We start from the raw sequence: 15,190 nt of genomic DNA, 5'->3' as shown, positions 1-15,190 counted from the left end.
CTCTTCTTCGCGGGGACTGCCTCCGCTCGCTGGCGCTCGCTGCGTCCTTCGCCGTTGGTGCTCGGGTCAGCGGACGATGGGGAGGGTGATCGTCGAGGGGTGGGCGGGGGAGTGGAAGATCTCCTGGTCGGCGGTGAGCATCTCGGTGGCGGTGCCCATGGGGGCGCCGGTGCCGGGGTTGCGGGCCACGCGGGGGTAGGCGCCGCTGGCGACCTGGACGCGGACGCGGTGGCCGCGGCGGAAGCGGTGGCCGACCGGCCATAGTTCCAGGGCGACGTGGCGGACGCCGTCGGGGCCGGGTTCCGGGGTGCCGGGGACGAGGCTGCGCATGCCCTCGCAGAGGTTGAGGGACTCGCCGTCCGGGGTGACGTCGCACACCCGGACGACGAAGTCCGTGTGCTCGCGGTTCGACCGGATGTGCAGGTCGGCGGTGACCGGGCCGATGATCTCCAGGTCGTCGTCCAGGACGGCGGAGGTGTAGGTCAGGACGTCCTGGCGGCGTTCCAGGCGCTTCTGGTCGGTGGACGGGTGGGTCTCGCCGAGCAGGGTGGGGCCGCCGAGGAACGGGGTGGGGTGGTTCGGGTCGTACCGGTAGGTGTCGGGCTCGGATTCGGGCGGCGTGTCCGGGGAAAGGGCGCCCGCGGGGTGCAGGTGCCAACGCTCCTCGCGCATTCCGGGGACGGGCCAGTCGGGGAACTCGCGCCACTCGTCCGCGCCGGTGATGAAGAGGCGGACGGGCTGGTCGCGCAGCTCGGACGGGTCGTCCAGCAGATGGGCGCGGAACCACTTGATCGAGTCGGCGACCGAGCCGCGCATCATCCGCTGGTCGGCGTGGAACCAGGGGCCGATCGTCAGGTACGGGCGCTGCCCGGCGGCCCGCAGGGCCGCGTAGTCCTTCATCTGCCAGGGCAGGAAGATGTCGTACCAGCCGCCCGTCATGTTCACCGGCGCGGTGACCTGGGAGACGGTGGGGCTGAAGTCGCGTTTGTCCCAGAACGGGGTGTCGGGGCCGTTGACGAGCAGGTCCTGGAAGAAGCGCTGCTGCTCACCGGTGGCGAGCCGGTCGAGCTCGGCGAGCGGACGTCCCGACAGGGTGGCGCGCCGGGCGCGGCGCGGTGACATGATGCCGGTCGTGATGCCCGAGAGGGAGTTCTTCATCCGGGCGGTCAGGTCGACCCAGATGAGCGCGGATTCGAGGGCGAAGGTACCGCCGACGTTCACCGCGTCGCGGAACGTGGAGGCGGTGACCTGCATCGACAGCGCCTTCAGCTCGGGCCCGGCTTCGGCGGCGACGGCCCACTGGACGTAGCCGAGGTAGCTCGGGCCGTGCATCGCGAACGTCCCGCCGAACCACGGCTGTGAGGTGAGCCACCCGATGGTGGCGATGCCGTCCTCGCGCTCGTCGAGGGCCTCGAAGACGCCACCGGACCCGAAGCCGCCGCGGACGCTCTGCACCACGGCCTGGAACCCGTGCGACGCGAACGCCTGCCCGCACATGAGCCCGAACGGCCCGCGCCGCCCGTAGGGGGAGCGGACGAGCACCGTCGGCGCCTTCTCGACGTCCGCGGGGGCGTACCGGTCGGCCAGCAGCGTCACGCCGTCGGCGGTGGGCACCTCAAGGTCACGCTCGACCGTCACCCGGTGGGGGCCGTTCCGCAATCCCAGCGCCGTGACCCCGAGCCGGCGCATCATTCCCACGCCTACCACTTGATCGATCGTACCGGTGGGTAGCCCGGGCCTCCCGGCCACATCTCCGTGATGTCCCTCGCACCGCTCCCGGGTTTCACTACGATCGGGGGCGCATAAGCACGCAAAACGGGATTTGACGGGCAGCGGCCGGGCCGTCCGGCCGGAGGGAGAGTTTCTCGCGTCATGGGTGACCTGGGCGATCTGACCTGGCAGCGAATCGTCGGCGCCGCCGCCGTGATGGTGGCCGCGATCGCGATCGCCGTGGTCCTGCGGCTGCTGACCGGCCGGCTGTTCCTCCGGGCGGGCGACACCCGGTGGGCGTGGGACGACCTGGGCGCCCGGCTGATCCGGGACCTCGCGATGCCCCTCGCGGTTCTGCTCGGCCTGTGGAGTGCGGTGAAGGTGCTGCATCCGCCGAACGGCACGCTGGACGTGGCCGCCAAGGTGCTGACCGCCCTCACGATCCTGGTGATCTCGCTGGCGCTGGCCCGGCTGATCGCGGCGTCGGTCAGTTCGATCGCGCTGGCCAGGCAGGGCGTCGCCGCCAACGTGACGATCTTCGCCAACATCACCCGGGTGGTGGTGCTCGGCGTCGGCATCCTGGTGATGCTGCAGAGCGTCGGCGTGTCGATCACACCGCTGCTCGGCGCCCTGGGCGTCGGCGGTCTCGCGGTCGCGCTCGCCCTGCAGGACACCCTCGCCAACCTGTTCGCGGGCGTGCACGTCCTCGCGTCCAAGACGATCGAGCCCGGCGACTACATCAAGCTGTCCTCCGGCCAGGAGGGTTACGTCGTCGACATCAACTGGCGCAACACCTCCATCCGGACGCTGTCGGACAACATCGAGGTCATTCCGAACCAGCGGTTCTCAGACACGATCCTCACCAACTACCACCGTCCCGCTCAGGACATGTCGCTGCTGATCCAGGCCAGCGTGGCCTACGAGAGCGACCTGGAGCAGGTCGAGAGCATGGTGATCGAGGTCGGCCAGGACGTCATGAACGAGGTGGAGGGCGGCGTGAAGGACGCCGAGATCCTGGTGCGCTTCCACACGTTCGCCGAGTCGGGGATCAATTTCACCGTCATCCTGCGCACCGGTGAGTTCGGCGACCAGTTCCGGATCAAGCACGAGTTCGTCAAGCGCCTGCACCGCCGCTTCCAGAAGGAGGGCATCGGGATCCCCTACCCCCGCCGCCAGATCATCCTGCCCGAGGGCTCCACGCTCAGCGGATGAACCGGACATCGGGGTACCGGGGCGACGGACGGTCCAGGATGGGCCGGTGCTCGCCGCGCAGTGCGCGGTCGAAGAACGCGGTGACGTAGGCCCGGACCGACGCCGTCATCCGCGCCGGATCGACCGTCCCGACGAGGGCGGCGCGGTCCCGCGCCGGAATGTCCAGCTTCTCGTCCAGCGCGGGCAGGACGGCCTGGACGTCGGTGTAGGAGTAGTGGCTCGCGGCGGGCACGTTCAGATCGCGCTTCCAGCCCGTCGAGTGCCGCCAGAACGAGCCCCAGGACGGGGTGGTCCGGTGCGTCTGCGGGGAGCCGCCCGACGCGGCCCCCATCAGCATGAACGGACGGTCGAGGCCGGTGCGGGCGACCTGCACGAAGTCGTTCTCGGCGTACTGCATGGTGCCGTCCATGTCGATGCCGGCGTCCACGCGGCGGTCGACGCGCATCGTCTCGGCCGCCTCGATCCCGCCCGCGGAATGCCCGACCATGCCCACCTCGGACAGGTCGAGGATCCGCCCGAGGCCGGGCGGCAGGGCCCGTCCCTCGGCGTCGGGATTGTGCCCGCCGCGCAGGGCGGCGAGCCGGTCGAGGACGAGCCGCGTGTCCTGGACGCGCGCGCGCAGTGCGGTCTTCAGCCGTTCGGGACCCTGCCCGGGAAGGCGCTGGGGCTCGACCCGCCCGCCGGGGAACTCCACCGGCGCCGTCTCGTAGGTGTGGTCGACGGTCACCACGACGTATCCGCGGCTGACCAGCTCCTCGGCGATCGTCGTGCCGAGGGCGCGGGGGACCCCGAAGCCGGGGGAGTACAGGACGACGGGCCGGGCGCCGTGGCGCGTGTCGGCGGGGGCGGATTCGGTGGCGTGGGTGCGGGCGCTCCGCCAGTCGACCGTCCCGGCCTTGAACACGCCGAGCGCGTCGACCTGCTCGAGCGCCGCCGCGACCCCGGGACGCAGATAGGGCGCGGTCCGTGCCGACGGCCGGGCCGCCGGGTACCAGACGCTGACCATCAGCTCGCGGGTCCGCCCCGGCACCCAGGGGTCGGGACGCCCGGCGTCCACCAGGTGCAGCTCGGTCGTCCCGATGGTCGTGGAGGGGCCGGTCGGCCGGGGCAGCTCGAACGCGGCCGGCGGGGTGGCGGCCGTTCGCGCCGCGTTCGCGGACGCGCCGCAGGCGGACAGGGCCAGGACGAAGGCGACGGCGAGCGGAAGCCGCTGTGCAGGTGATCGCATGCCCGTAGCCTTGCGGGCCGGGCCGGTTCCCGATCATGGTCGAACGGCTGCCGCGCACCCCGACTTTCGTCAGGGGCGGACGATCGGCATCACGATCTCGTCAACGACCGACGCCAGGTAGTCGTCGGTCATGGGGCCGCCCTCGGTGAGGTTGCGGTAGACGATCACCGACGGGCCGACGTCCGCGATCTGCCGGGTCACCGCCGCGGGACGGATCTCCCCGCGCGCCGCCGCCTCCTCCAGCGCCTGGAACAGCAGGTCGCGGATGGGCTGGGACAACCGGTCGCGGATGACGTCGTGCAGCAGGCCCTTGCCCTCCTCGGTCTCCTCCTTCAGCACCCGGAACGCGGCGCCGCGGCAGGCGACGATCGTGTCGCGCAGGCACGTGAGGATCTGCAGGACGTCCTCCCGCACCTTGCCGGTCGCGGGTGCGGCCGGAGACTCCGGCAGGACGTGCTTGAGCGCGTCGGCGATGAGCTCGTCGGTGGACCGCCAGCGCCGGTAGATGGCGGCCTTCCCGGTGCGGGCGGCGGTCGCGACGCCCTCCATGGTGAGCCTCCGGTAGCCGACCGTCTCCAGCTGCGCGAACACGGCGTCGAAGATCGCCGCCTCCAGGTCGCCGCCGCGGCGGCGGGTGGCCGGGGTCATGACACGGTCCCGAAAATAGTGAACGCTAGCGTTCTCTTTCGTGCGAATCGGTGGTACGTTCCCCACATAGTGTACTTCGCCGTTCCTTAAATCTCGGGAAGGTCCGACTTGACCGCGTCCAACGAGCGGACGGCCGCACCCCGGGAGTTCGCCGCTCCCGGGAAGACCGCACCGCCACTCCATCATCGTCCAGGAATCATCCTGGCCGTCATCGTCGGCTGCCAGCTCATGATCGGCCTGGACACCTCCGTCGTCACCATCGCGCTCCCGGAGGTCAGGCAGGGCCTCGGGCTGTCCACCGGGGGGCTCGCCTGGATCCAGAACTCCTACATGCTCGCATTCGGCGGGCTGCTGCTCCTCGGCGGGCGCGCCGGGGACGTGTTCGGCCGCCGCCGCACCTTCACCGCCGGGATCGCGCTGTTCACCGCCGCGTCGCTGCTCGGCGGGCTCGCGAGCGCCGGCTGGTGGCTGCTCGCCGCCCGCACCCTGCAGGGCGTCGCCGCGGCCTTCGCCGCGCCGAGCGCGATGGCGCTGATCGCCACGAACTTCCAGGGCCCCGCCCGCGTCCGGGCGCTCAGCGTCTTCTCCGCGGTCACCGGCGCGGGCGCCGCCGTCGGCATGATCGTCGGCGGGGTGCTGACCGAGGCCGGGTCGTGGCGCTGGGTGTTCTTCGTCAACGTCCCCGTCGGACTCGTCCTGATGCTGGTCGCGCCGCGGGTCCTCACCGGGACGCAGCGGAAGGCCGGCCGGTTCGACCTGGGCGGCGCCGTCGCGTCCACGCTCGGCATGACCGCGCTCGTCTACGCGCTGATCAGGGCCGGGGAGGGCGGCTGGGGCGACGGCCGGGCGCTCACGGCGTTCGGCGCCGCAGCGGTCCTGCTCGCCGCGTTCGTGGCGGTCGAGGCCCGCGTCAGGCAGCCGATCATGCCGCTGTGGCTGCTGACCGGACGTGACCGCGCCGCCTCCTACCTGACCCAGCTCTGCCTGGCGGCGGGGATGTTCGGCGCGTTCTTCTTCCTCACCCAGTACCTGCAGCAGGTGCTCGGCTACGGGCCGCTGCGCGCCGGCGCCGCGTTCCTGCCGATGGTCGGGATGCAGTTCGCGGTCGTCCGGACGGCGCCGCGGGTGATGCAGCGCCTCGGCGCGAAGCCGCTCGTCGTCACCGGCACCGTCCTGCTCGCCGCCGGGCTGCTGTGGCTATCGCGGCTCGGGCCGGGGGACGGCTACGCCGGCGGGCTGCTCGTGCCGTTCATGCTCATGGGCGCGGGCGGCGGGATGGCCGTCCTGCCGCTGAACGCGACCATCCTCGCCAGCGTGGAGCCGGAGCAGGCCGGGGCCGCATCCGGCGTCGCCCAGACCATGCTGTGGTCGGGCGGATCGCTCGGCTCGGCGGCCGCGGTCACGGCCTACGCTTCCGCGTCCACCCGCCACGACGTCGTGGCGGGGATGGACGCCGCGTTCACGACGGGCGCGGTCTTCGCCGCCGCCGGGCTGCTGGTGGCGGCGCTGGTCCTGCGCGTGCGCCGCTGAGTCACGCCTTACGCGGGCGGGGGAGCGTACTCGTCGAACCACGCGAGGAACTCGGTGTGGCCGAACATCCGCGCGGTGTCGGCGGCGGACGGCGACCCCGCCCGCGGGTCGGCGCCCGCGTCCAGCAGGGCCAGCACCACGCCCGTCTCCTTCCGGAACACCGCGCCCGCGAGGGGACGTCGGCCGAGGTCGTTCGCCCGGTCCGGGTCCGCGCCGCGCACCGCGAGGGCCCGGACGGTCTCGGGGTGCCCGTGGCAGGCGGCGAGCATCAGCAACGTGTCGCCCCGGTCGGTGGACAGGTTCACGGACGCCCCGGCGTCGACGTAGCCGACGAGCCGCTCGGTGTCGCCGTCCCGGGCCAATTCGAACAGCCGGGCGGTGACGTCGTCGGTCTCCGGGTCGGCGCCGGTCATGACGGGAACCCGGTTGCCGGCGGTGAGCAGCCCGCCGAGGCTGTCCTCGCCGTAGGTCAGGTGCTTCTCCAGCGCGACCAGCGCCCCTTCCTCCGGGAAGGAGCTGAACCGGACGTCGTCGGCCAGCGTCCGCATGATCAGCAGCCCGCGCCCGTGCTCCGCCACCGGATCGGGCCGCGGGACGCGCTCCGCGTCGAACCCGGCACCCGAGTCGATCACCTTGATCACGCAGCGCCGGTCCTGGATCATGGCCCGCACCGTGTAGTCGGCGCCGTGCTCGGCGTGCTTGATCACATTGGTGCACGCCTCGGTCAGCATCATCTCGATGTCGCTCCGGATGTGGTCCTCCACGCCGAGCGCGGCGAGCGCCGCGGCCAGGAGCCTCCGTGTCGCCGGGACGCTCGCGGCGTCCCGGGGAAGCAGGAGGTCCATGGTGATTTCCACATCATCTCCGTCCGTCCCCTTGAATCGTGCCCTTTCGGTCACGCTCAAACATGCGGACGGTCAGGCGGGGGCGGCGTGTGGCCGGCCGGCGGCCTGGGCGCGTAGTCGTCGACGTACTCCTGGCCCGACAGCCGCTGGATCGCCTCCATGATCTCGTCGGTGACCTGCCGGGCCGCCTTGCCGCGCGGGACGCCCGCGTCCCGTCCGGCGAAGTCCATCGGCGCGCCGATGCGCAGCCCGATCCGTCCCGGCCGCGGGACGGCCTGCCCGCGCGGCTGCACCCTGTCGGTGCCCTCGATCGCGACCGGGACGACGGGCGCGCCGGTCCGCATCGCCAGCCGCGCCACGCCCGTCCGGCCCCGGTAGAGCCGGCCGTCCGGCGACCGGGTGCCCTCGGGGTGGATCGCGAACACGCCGCCGCGCTCCAGCACGGCCGCCGAGGTGTCGAGCGCGTCCAGAGCCGCCCGCCCGCCGGACCGGTCGACGGCGATCGCGCCGACGCTGCGGAAGAACGTCGCCGTGGCGCGGCCCTTCACGCCCGGTTCGGTGAAGTACTCGTGCTTGCCGAGGAAGTAGACCCGTCTCGGCACCATCAGCGGCAGGACGAACGAGTCGAGGAACCCCAGGTGGTTCGCCGCGAGGATCACCGGCCCGATCCGCGGGACGTGCCGCAGGCCGCTCACCTTGGGGAGGAAGGCGACGCGCATCGCGGGTCCCATGACGACGTACTTCATCAGCGGGTAGATCAGGCGTTCAGGGTCCATGTCCGAGCAGGCTATGGCGGCGCCGTGCCCGCCGCCGCTCGCGCTCGATACAAGTTCACGCCCCTCGAAGTTGTAGGAACCCACACTTGCCGTATATTGGTTGCACGCAATTGAATTGGTGGCAACTCAAGGAGGACGCATGGACACCCACTACACCGCCGTGGCCACCGCCAACGGGCGCGACGGCAAGGCCGTCAGCTCCGACGGGCGCCTCAGCCTGCCACTCGCCATCCCCCGCGAGATGGGCGGCAGCGGTGACGGCACCAACCCCGAGCAGCTGTTCGCCGCCGGCTACGCGGCCTGCTTCGCCAGCGCCCTCGGCGCCGTCGCGCGCGCCACCCGGCAGGACGTCCGGGACGTCTCCGTCACCGCCGAGGTCGGCATCGGCGGCAGCGTCGAGAGCGGGTTCGGGCTCTCCGTCGTCCTGCGGATCGAGCTCCCCGACGACCTGCAGAACGGCCGCGACCTGGTGGAACGAGCCCACCAGGTCTGCCCCTACTCCAACGCAACCCGGGGCAACATCCCGGTGGAGCTGGTCATCGAGTGAGTTCACCCGGCGGCGGCCGCGTTGCGCTGGCGGATCGCCTTGCGGACCGCGTCCGCCGCCGGCCCGGTCCGGGCCGACAGCTCCTCGATCCGCCGCTTGTGCCGCCGCCGGTCCGCCCCGGGCAGGACGCTCTTCAGCTCGCCCGCCGCCGCCAGCGCCACCGCCGCCGCGTCGTAGCTGTTCACGTGCGCCACCGGACGTCCCCGCAGCGCCGACGACGCCCCGCCCCACAGCTCCTTGACGACCCGCGGGTCCTTCACCGTGACCCGGCGGCGCGGGAACAGCCCGAGCGTCCGGCGGGTGCTCACCTTGATCCAGCCGCCGCGCACCAGCTCGTCCCGGACCGTCTCCACGAGGGCCCTGCCGTCCTTGCGCACCCAGTGCCGCCACGACCGGGGCCGCGACGCGGAGATCTGCGCCAGCACGCCGTACGGGTCGTCGCCCGGCGTTCCCGGAACGGGCTTGCATCGCTCCTCGCCGAGGCGCCCGTCCAGGTACAGCTCGGTCAGCGCCGCCGCCCGCAGCACGTAGCCGAGCTCCGCGCCTCCCTTGGTCATCTTCTGCTTCCGCAGGTCGTACGCCAGCAGGTACATCCGCGCCGGCAGCGAATCGGGAACATCGATCATGGCTGGTCCTCGCCCCCGCCGGGCGGCGGGTTCTCCTCGTCTTCCCCGTTGCGGGCCCTGCGCGGACGGCCGGGCCCGCGCATCCGCCGCGCCGTCCCCGGCATCCGCCCCGCGTCGGCGAGCGCCCGCCGCAGCAGGAACTCGATCTGCGCGTTCGTGCTGCGCAGGTCGTCCCCCGCCCACCGGGCCAGCGCGTCGTGCACGGCGGGGTCGAGCCGCAGCAGGACCTTCTTGCGTTCCGTCACTGGTAGAGCGAGCCGGTGTTCACTATCGGCTGGGCGTCCCGGTCGGCGCACAGCACGACCAGCAGATTGCTGACCATCGCCGCCTTGCGCTCCTCGTCCAGATCGACCACGTTCTCCTCGTCCAGCCGGTCCAGCGCGAGCTGCACCATGCCCACCGCGCCCTCCACGATCCGCTGCCGGGCGGCCACCACCGCGCCCGCCTGCTGCCGGCGCAGCATCGCCTGCGCGATCTCCGGCGCGTACGCCAGCCCGGTGATCCGCGACTCGATGATCTCCACGCCGGCGGACGCCACGCGCTGCGCCAGCTCGTCCGACAACTGCGCGGTGATCTCGTCGGCATTGTCGCGCAGCGACGTCCGGTCGTGCGCGTCGTAGGGGAAGCTGCCCGCGATGTGCCGGACGGCCGCCTCCGTCTGGAACGCCACGAACTCCACGAAGTCGTCGACCTCGAACACGGCCCGCGCCGTGTCGGCGACCTGCCACACCACCACCGCGGAGATCTCGATGGGGTTCCCGTCCAGGTCGTTGACCTTGGCGAGCCCGGTCTCGTGGTTGCGGATCCGCGTCGACACCCGGCTCCGGTTCGTCAGCGGGTTCACCCACCGCAGCCCGTCGTGGCGGACGGTGCCCTTGTACCGCCCGAGCAGCTGCAGCACCCGCGCCTCGCCGGGCGCCACGGCGGTGAGGCCCGCCGCCAGGACCAGCCCGGCCAGCCCCAGCAGCGACCCGGCCGTGACGCCCGCCGCGATCGCGGCGCCCCCGCCGGCCGCCGCCGCGGCGAACACCGCGGCCGTGCCCACCACCAGCAGCAGGACCGCGATCCCGAGCATCGCCCACCCGCCGCGGTCCGCGGCGGGCCGTTCCGCGATCTTCGGCCGCGGCATGTCCACCTTCGCCGTCGTGTCGGCCATCCCGTCCTCCTCGTCATCCGTTATCACCAACATAGCAAAGTGATATCACATTTTCGACCTCCGGACGGGACGATCCCGCCCCGGGCCAGGGGCGGGATCGGGCGGTCAGCCCACGGTGACCGGCTCGGCCTCCTCGTTCTCCGGGATGACCTTGGGGACGTTGCGGAGGGTGATCAGGGCGAAGACGGCGACCAGGGCGGCGAAGGCGGCGCTGCACAGGAGGGCGGCGTGCATGCCGTCCACGAAGGCGGTCCGCGCGGCCGCGGAGACCTGGGCGGCCACCGTCCCCGGCAGGTTCGCGGCCGCCTGGAGGGCGGCGCCGAGCGAGTCGCGGGCGGCGGACGCGGCCGGTGCCGGGACGCCCGCGGGCAGGTCCAGGACGTTCCGGTACACCGCGTTCAGCACGCTGCCGAGGATCGCCATGCCGAGCGCGCCGCCCAGCTCGGTCGCGGTCTCGGAGATCGCCGACGCGGCACCGGAGCGGTCCTTCGGGACGGACGCGAGGACGGTGTCGGCGGTGACCGTCAGCCCCATCCCCATCCCGATGCCGGACAGCAGCATCGCCGGGAGCATCGTCCAGTACGAGGTGTGCAGCCCGATGATCAGGAAGAGGCCGAAGCCGCCGGCCGACAGCAGCATCCCGGCCGCGACGACCCGGGCCCGGCCGAACGCGTTGATCAACGGCGGGGCCAGCGCGGCGCCGCCGACCATGGCGCCCGCCGCGCCGGGCAGCCCGGCCAGGCCCGACTTCAGCGGCGACCAGCCGAGCGCGAGCTGGAAGAACAGCGAGAAGATCAGCGACTGGGCGACCAGGGCGAACATCGCGAACATGTTGGTGACGACCGACCCGCTGAACGCGGCCCGGCGGAACAGCCGGATGTCGATCAGCGGCTCGGCGAGGCGGCCCTGCCGGACGAGGAACGCGGCCAGCGCCAGCACGCCGACCACGGCCGACACGTAGACCCGGGCCTCGTCCGGCCCGTGCGCCGCCGCCTCCTTGACCGCGTACACGAGCCCAAGGACGCCGGCCACCGACAGCGGCACGCTGAGCAGGTCGAGCCGTCCGGGGACGGGGTTGCGCGACTCGGGCAGCAGGGCCGCGCCGGCGAGGCACGCCACCGCCATGATCGGCACATTGATCATGAAGACGGAGCCCCACCAGAAGTGGTCCAGCAGCGCGCCCCCGATGACGGGCCCGAGCCCGACCGCGAGACCGCCGACACCGGCGAACGCGCCGACCGCCATCGTGCGCTCCTTCGGCTCGGTGAACACGCGCCGGATCAGCGACAGGCACGACGGCATCAGCGTCGCCCCGGCCACGCCGAGCAGCGCGCGGGCCGCGATCAGCAGTTCCGCGCTCGGCGCGTAGGCGGTCACGGCGGACGCGGCGGCGAACACCGCCGTGCCGATCAGCAGCAGCCTCTTGTGGCCGATCCGGTCGCCGACCCCGCCCATGGTGATCAGCAGGCCGGCGAGCGCGAACCCGTAGGCGTCGGCGATCCACAGGATCTGCGTGGACGAGGGGTGCAGGTCCGCGCTCAGGTGCGGGACCGCCTGGTTCAGCGCGGTCAGGTCGATGTTCGGCACGATCGCGACCAGCAGGCAGATCGCGAAGGTGCTCCATTTGCGGGCTGAGGTGTTCATGCCCGCAACGTTCGCCCGCCGTGCTGACCGTCCCCGCACCGCGCGCTGACAGCGCGGACCGCGGGCCGTCAGCGGCCGGGCTGCTCTTGCGGGGGGTGCGGGGGGTCGTCCTCCCGCGAGAGACCGGGCCGGTCTTCCAGCAGCAGGGCGAGGGCCTGGTCACGGGGGAGCGCGGCGCCCCTGCCGAACGCCTTCTCGTACGCCTCGTCGCCCAGCACGGCGCGCACGGAGGAGGAGACCTGCTCGACGTCCGGATCGCCCGCCACCGTGATGCCGCGCAGCGTCCTCCCCACGCCGAGCAGGAAGGCCGCGCGCTCGCCGTCACCCTCCGCCGCGGCGACGTCGGCGAGCCCGGTGGCGGCGGCCGCGCGATAGGCGAAGATCGGGTGGTCGAGCGACATGTCCAGCGCCTCGGCGAACAGCGCGCGCGCCCGCCCGGGGTCGCCCTCGCCGTTCGCCAGCCGGCCCAGCCCGACCAGCGCCGAGCCCCGCACGGCGGCCGCGATGAAGCGTTCGGACGTGTACCCGCTCAGCGCCGTCTCGTACAGCCGGCGCGCCCCGGCGGCGTCGCCGCGCAGCCGCGCGACCTCGCCGAGCCCCAGGTAGCCGCCCGCGATCTTGTCCGGGGTGCCCGCGCGGCGGGCCAGCTCGATGCCGCGCTCGTACTCGGCCCGCGCCGCGTCCAGGTCACCGGCGTGGATGCGGACCAGGCCGCGCTGGTAGAGGATGTCGGCGGTGTCCTCCAGGGCGCCGAGCTCCCCGAGCAGCTCCAGCGCCTCGTCCAGCAGCGCGAGGGCCCGCTCCCGGTCGCCGCGCCAGTCCGCCACCTGCGCCAGCGGGTCGATCGAGTTGGCCGTGCCCCAGCGGTCGCCGCAGGCCCTGAAGCCGCGCACCGCCTCGCCGCACGCCCTCTCCGCCTCGTCCAGGTCGCCGCTGAACTGGGCGAGGAACCCGTCGCTCATCCTGACCAGCGCGCGCGTCCACGGGTCCTCCCCGACCTGTTTGGCGAAAACGGCGAGGTCGGTGCGGTCGGGCCCGGCGGTCAGCGCCCACAGGACGATCGCGACCGGGTACCGCAGCGGACGGTCGATCCGGCGCAGCAGGTCCGCGGCATGGTCGAGGCACAGCACCGCGTGCTCGCCGGTGATCCCGCCCGACACCGCGTTCGCGACGCACAGGACGTACTCCTCGTCGAGCCCGTCCGGCGGGTCGACGCCGACGACGTCCAGCAGCTCGGACGCCAGCGGCGCGCCCTCGACGCGTCCGCGCAGCCACCAGTACCACGACAGCGACGCGATCAGCCGCAGCGCGAGCGCCGGGTCCGGCCGGACGATCCGCCGCAGCGCCGCGTGCAGGTTCCCGTGGTCGGCGGCGAGCAGGTCGAGCCATTCCAGCTGCGCGGCGCCGCGCAGGTGCGGGTCCGCGCGCCGCGCGAGCCCTGCGAAGTACTTTGCGTGCGCCCGCTCGAACCGCTCCCTCTCCCCGGCCTCGGCCAGCCGCTCCGCGCAGAACGCCCGCACGGTGTCGAGCATCCGGTAGCGCGTCCCGTCGCTCTGCACCAGCGACTTGTCGGCCAGCCCGACGAGCAGCTCGTCGGCGTCGTCCAGGTCGCAGACGCCTGCCGCCGCGTCCAGCGTGAGACCTCCGGAGAACACCGTCAGCCGCCGCGCGAGGGTCTGCTCCGCCTCGTCCAGCAGGTCCCAGCTCCACTCGACGACGGCCCGGAGCGTCTGGTGGCGCGGCGCCGCCGTCCGGTTCCCGCGCGACAGCAGCCGGAACCGGTCGTCCAGCCGGGTCGCGACCTGCGCGACCGGCAGCGACCGCAGCCGCGCCGCCGCCAGCTCGATCGCCAGCGGCAGCCCGTCCAGCGCCCGGCAGATCCCGAGCACGGCGCCGGCGTTGCCGTCGTCCACCACGAATCCGGGACGTACCGCCTCGGCCCGGTCGAGGAACAGCCGGACGGCCGGATACCCCGGCATCTCCCCGGCCGGGGTGCCCTCGGGCGGGAGTTCCAGCGGCGGCAGCGGGCGCAGCGCCTCACCCGTGATCGCCAGGGCCTCCCGGCTGGTGGCCAGCACCCGCAGCTCCGGGCAGGCGCTCAGCAGCCGGTGCGCGAGGTCCGCGACGGGGGCGACGACGTGCTCGCAGTTGTCCAGGACGAGGAGCATCCGCCGCCCGTCCAGCGCCGTGACCAGCCGCTCCACCGCGTCCGGCGGCTGCTCGCCGGGCATCGGCCGCATCCCGCCCTCGCGCAGCCCGAACGCCCCGAGCAGCGCCTTCGGCACCTCGCCCGCGACGACGGGCGCCAGGTCGACGAAGCAGACGTCACCGCCCTCCCGCCCCGCCGCCTCGATCGCCAGCCGCGTCTTGCCCGCGCCCCCCGGCCCGAGCAGCGTGACGAGCCGCCCGTCCGCGAGCATCTTCCCCACGCGCCGCAGCTCCTCCTCGCGCCCGACGAAGCTGGTGAGCTGCGCCGGAAGGTTCGCCCGGACGGCCTCCGCCGCCGTCTCCAGATCGCCCCGCAGGATCGCCATGTGGACGTCCGCCAGCTCCTTGGACGGGTCCGCTCCCAGCTCGTCGGCCAGGATCCGCCGCCCGTCCTCGAAGACCGCGAGCGCCTCCGCCTGCCGTCCGCTCCCGTGCAGGGCCCGCATCAGCAGCGCCCGCGCCCGCTCCCGCAACGGCTGCGCGTCCACCAGTTCGCGCAGCGGGGAGACCACCGCCCCCGGATCTCCGCCCTTCAACCGCGCCTCGGCGTACTCTTCCACGACCGAGGCCCGATCCTCCTCCAGCCGCGCCGCCTGAGCCCCGGCGAACGGCGCGACCACATCGGCCAGCGCGGGCCCGCGCCACAGGTCGAGCGCCTCCTCGAACAGCCCGGCCGCCGCCTCGTGCCGCCCGCCCGCCAGTACCTGCCTCGCGTCTCGGGCCAGGTCCTGGAAACGGTGCACGTCGACGTCCTCGCGGTCGACGACGATCCGGTACCCCGTCGGCAGCCCCTCGACCGACCCCGCGTCCTTCAGACCCCGCCGCAGCCGCGACACCTGCGACTGCAACGCGTTGGCCGCCCCGCTCGGCGGCTCTTCCCCGTAGAGCCCGTCGATGAGACGCTCGCTCGGGACGACCCGTCCCGCGTCCAGCAGCAGCATGGCCAGCAACGCCCGCACCAGCGGCCCGCCCACCGGCACGACCGCCCCGTCCGCCCAGACCTCGACGGGCCCCAAGATGCCGAACCGCATGCCCCGATTCTCCCGCACTACCGTGGTCC

The 15,190-nt window shown here is 73.3% G+C and carries 13 protein-coding genes; 3 read left to right on the top strand and 10 right to left on the bottom strand.

What is annotated here, in order from left to right:
• Nucleotides 1–66: 66 nt before the first annotated feature.
• Nucleotides 67–1,707, bottom strand: a complete 1,641-nt coding sequence (locus tag ACQPXG_RS29775) for a CocE/NonD family hydrolase (RefSeq protein ID WP_433462441.1) — start codon at nucleotides 1,705–1,707, stop codon at nucleotides 67–69.
• A gap of 165 nt (nucleotides 1,708–1,872) precedes the next feature.
• On the opposite strand from ACQPXG_RS29775, the gene ACQPXG_RS29770 reads away from it, so the two are divergent.
• On the top strand, nucleotides 1,873–2,922 hold the full coding sequence (locus tag ACQPXG_RS29770; protein ID WP_433462440.1) for a mechanosensitive ion channel family protein: 1,050 nt from the start codon (nucleotides 1,873–1,875) through the stop codon (nucleotides 2,920–2,922).
• Here ACQPXG_RS29770 and ACQPXG_RS29765 read toward each other — a convergent pair.
• On the bottom strand, nucleotides 2,912–4,150 hold the full coding sequence (locus ACQPXG_RS29765; protein WP_433462439.1) for an alpha/beta hydrolase family protein: 1,239 nt from the start codon (nucleotides 4,148–4,150) through the stop codon (nucleotides 2,912–2,914). The two genes, ACQPXG_RS29770 and ACQPXG_RS29765, sit on opposite strands and share 11 nt — an antisense overlap.
• A gap of 69 nt (nucleotides 4,151–4,219) precedes the next feature.
• Complete coding sequence (locus ACQPXG_RS29760) at nucleotides 4,220–4,798, bottom strand: TetR/AcrR family transcriptional regulator (protein WP_433462438.1); 579 nt, start codon at nucleotides 4,796–4,798, stop codon at nucleotides 4,220–4,222.
• 108 nt (nucleotides 4,799–4,906) lie between these two features.
• Between ACQPXG_RS29760 and ACQPXG_RS29755 the strand changes: the two genes are divergently transcribed.
• Nucleotides 4,907–6,328 (top strand): MFS transporter, encoded by a 1,422-nt coding sequence (locus ACQPXG_RS29755; RefSeq protein WP_433462437.1) that lies wholly within the window; start codon nucleotides 4,907–4,909, stop codon nucleotides 6,326–6,328.
• 8 nt (nucleotides 6,329–6,336) lie between these two features.
• On the opposite strand, the gene ACQPXG_RS29750 is transcribed toward ACQPXG_RS29755, so the two are convergent.
• A complete protein-coding gene (locus ACQPXG_RS29750; RefSeq protein ID WP_433462436.1) occupies nucleotides 6,337–7,173 on the bottom strand; it encodes an ATP-binding protein in 837 nt (278 codons plus the stop codon).
• Between the two features lie 56 nt (nucleotides 7,174–7,229).
• Complete coding sequence (locus ACQPXG_RS29745; RefSeq protein ID WP_433462435.1) at nucleotides 7,230–7,949, bottom strand: lysophospholipid acyltransferase family protein; 720 nt, start codon at nucleotides 7,947–7,949, stop codon at nucleotides 7,230–7,232.
• Between the two features lie 139 nt (nucleotides 7,950–8,088).
• On the opposite strand from ACQPXG_RS29745, the gene ACQPXG_RS29740 reads away from it, so the two are divergent.
• Nucleotides 8,089–8,496 carry an organic hydroperoxide resistance protein gene (locus tag ACQPXG_RS29740; RefSeq protein ID WP_433462434.1) on the top strand — a complete coding sequence of 136 codons (408 nt, stop codon included), beginning with the start codon at nucleotides 8,089–8,091 and terminating at the stop codon, nucleotides 8,494–8,496.
• Between the two features lie 2 nt (nucleotides 8,497–8,498).
• Here ACQPXG_RS29740 and ACQPXG_RS29735 read toward each other — a convergent pair whose 3' ends face one another.
• From ACQPXG_RS29735 to ACQPXG_RS29715, 5 genes are all read right to left on the bottom strand, one after another.
• Nucleotides 8,499–9,122, bottom strand: coding sequence for a GOLPH3/VPS74 family protein (locus ACQPXG_RS29735; protein ID WP_433462433.1), 624 nt, complete (start codon nucleotides 9,120–9,122; stop codon nucleotides 8,499–8,501).
• The gene (locus tag ACQPXG_RS29730) at nucleotides 9,119–9,367 is read right to left on the bottom strand and encodes a hypothetical protein (protein WP_433462432.1); all 249 of its coding nucleotides are present in this window, start codon (nucleotides 9,365–9,367) and stop codon (nucleotides 9,119–9,121) included. Before ACQPXG_RS29730 ends, ACQPXG_RS29735 begins: the two co-directional genes overlap by 4 nt.
• Nucleotides 9,364–10,278, bottom strand: coding sequence for an SPFH domain-containing protein (locus tag ACQPXG_RS29725; RefSeq protein ID WP_433462431.1), 915 nt, complete (start codon nucleotides 10,276–10,278; stop codon nucleotides 9,364–9,366). Before ACQPXG_RS29725 ends, ACQPXG_RS29730 begins: the two co-directional genes overlap by 4 nt.
• 105 nt (nucleotides 10,279–10,383) lie before the next feature.
• Complete coding sequence (locus tag ACQPXG_RS29720; RefSeq protein WP_433462430.1) at nucleotides 10,384–11,922, bottom strand: MFS transporter; 1,539 nt, start codon at nucleotides 11,920–11,922, stop codon at nucleotides 10,384–10,386.
• Between the two features lie 68 nt (nucleotides 11,923–11,990).
• Entirely contained in the window at nucleotides 11,991–15,161 is a 3,171-nt protein-coding gene (locus ACQPXG_RS29715) for a BTAD domain-containing putative transcriptional regulator (protein ID WP_433462429.1), read from the bottom strand.
• Between the last annotated feature and the right edge of the window lie 29 nt (nucleotides 15,162–15,190).

It is taken from the genome of Spirillospora sp. CA-128828 (genome assembly GCF_050945415.1).
Classification (GTDB): Bacteria; Actinomycetota; Actinomycetes; order Streptosporangiales; family Streptosporangiaceae; genus Spirillospora.
Note: the sequence above shows the minus strand (reverse complement) of the source record. Positions and strands in the feature narration are given on the sequence as shown.

Coding starts and splice junctions, on each gene's coding strand:
- ACQPXG_RS29770 (WP_433462440.1), top strand. CDS start 1,873: ATGGGTGACCTGGGCGATCTGACCTGGCAGCGAATCGTCGGCGCCGCC.
- ACQPXG_RS29765 (WP_433462439.1), bottom strand. CDS start 4,150: ATGCGATCACCTGCACAGCGGCTTCCGCTCGCCGTCGCCTTCGTCCTG.
- ACQPXG_RS29760 (WP_433462438.1), bottom strand. CDS start 4,798: ATGACCCCGGCCACCCGCCGCCGCGGCGGCGACCTGGAGGCGGCGATC.
- ACQPXG_RS29750 (WP_433462436.1), bottom strand. CDS start 7,173: ATGGACCTCCTGCTTCCCCGGGACGCCGCGAGCGTCCCGGCGACACGG.
- ACQPXG_RS29745 (WP_433462435.1), bottom strand. CDS start 7,949: ATGGACCCTGAACGCCTGATCTACCCGCTGATGAAGTACGTCGTCATG.
- ACQPXG_RS29740 (WP_433462434.1), top strand. CDS start 8,089: ATGGACACCCACTACACCGCCGTGGCCACCGCCAACGGGCGCGACGGC.
- ACQPXG_RS29735 (WP_433462433.1), bottom strand. CDS start 9,122: ATGATCGATGTTCCCGATTCGCTGCCGGCGCGGATGTACCTGCTGGCG.
- ACQPXG_RS29725 (WP_433462431.1), bottom strand. CDS start 10,278: ATGGCCGACACGACGGCGAAGGTGGACATGCCGCGGCCGAAGATCGCG.
- ACQPXG_RS29720 (WP_433462430.1), bottom strand. CDS start 11,922: ATGAACACCTCAGCCCGCAAATGGAGCACCTTCGCGATCTGCCTGCTG.
- ACQPXG_RS29715 (WP_433462429.1), bottom strand. CDS start 15,161: ATGCGGTTCGGCATCTTGGGGCCCGTCGAGGTCTGGGCGGACGGGGCG.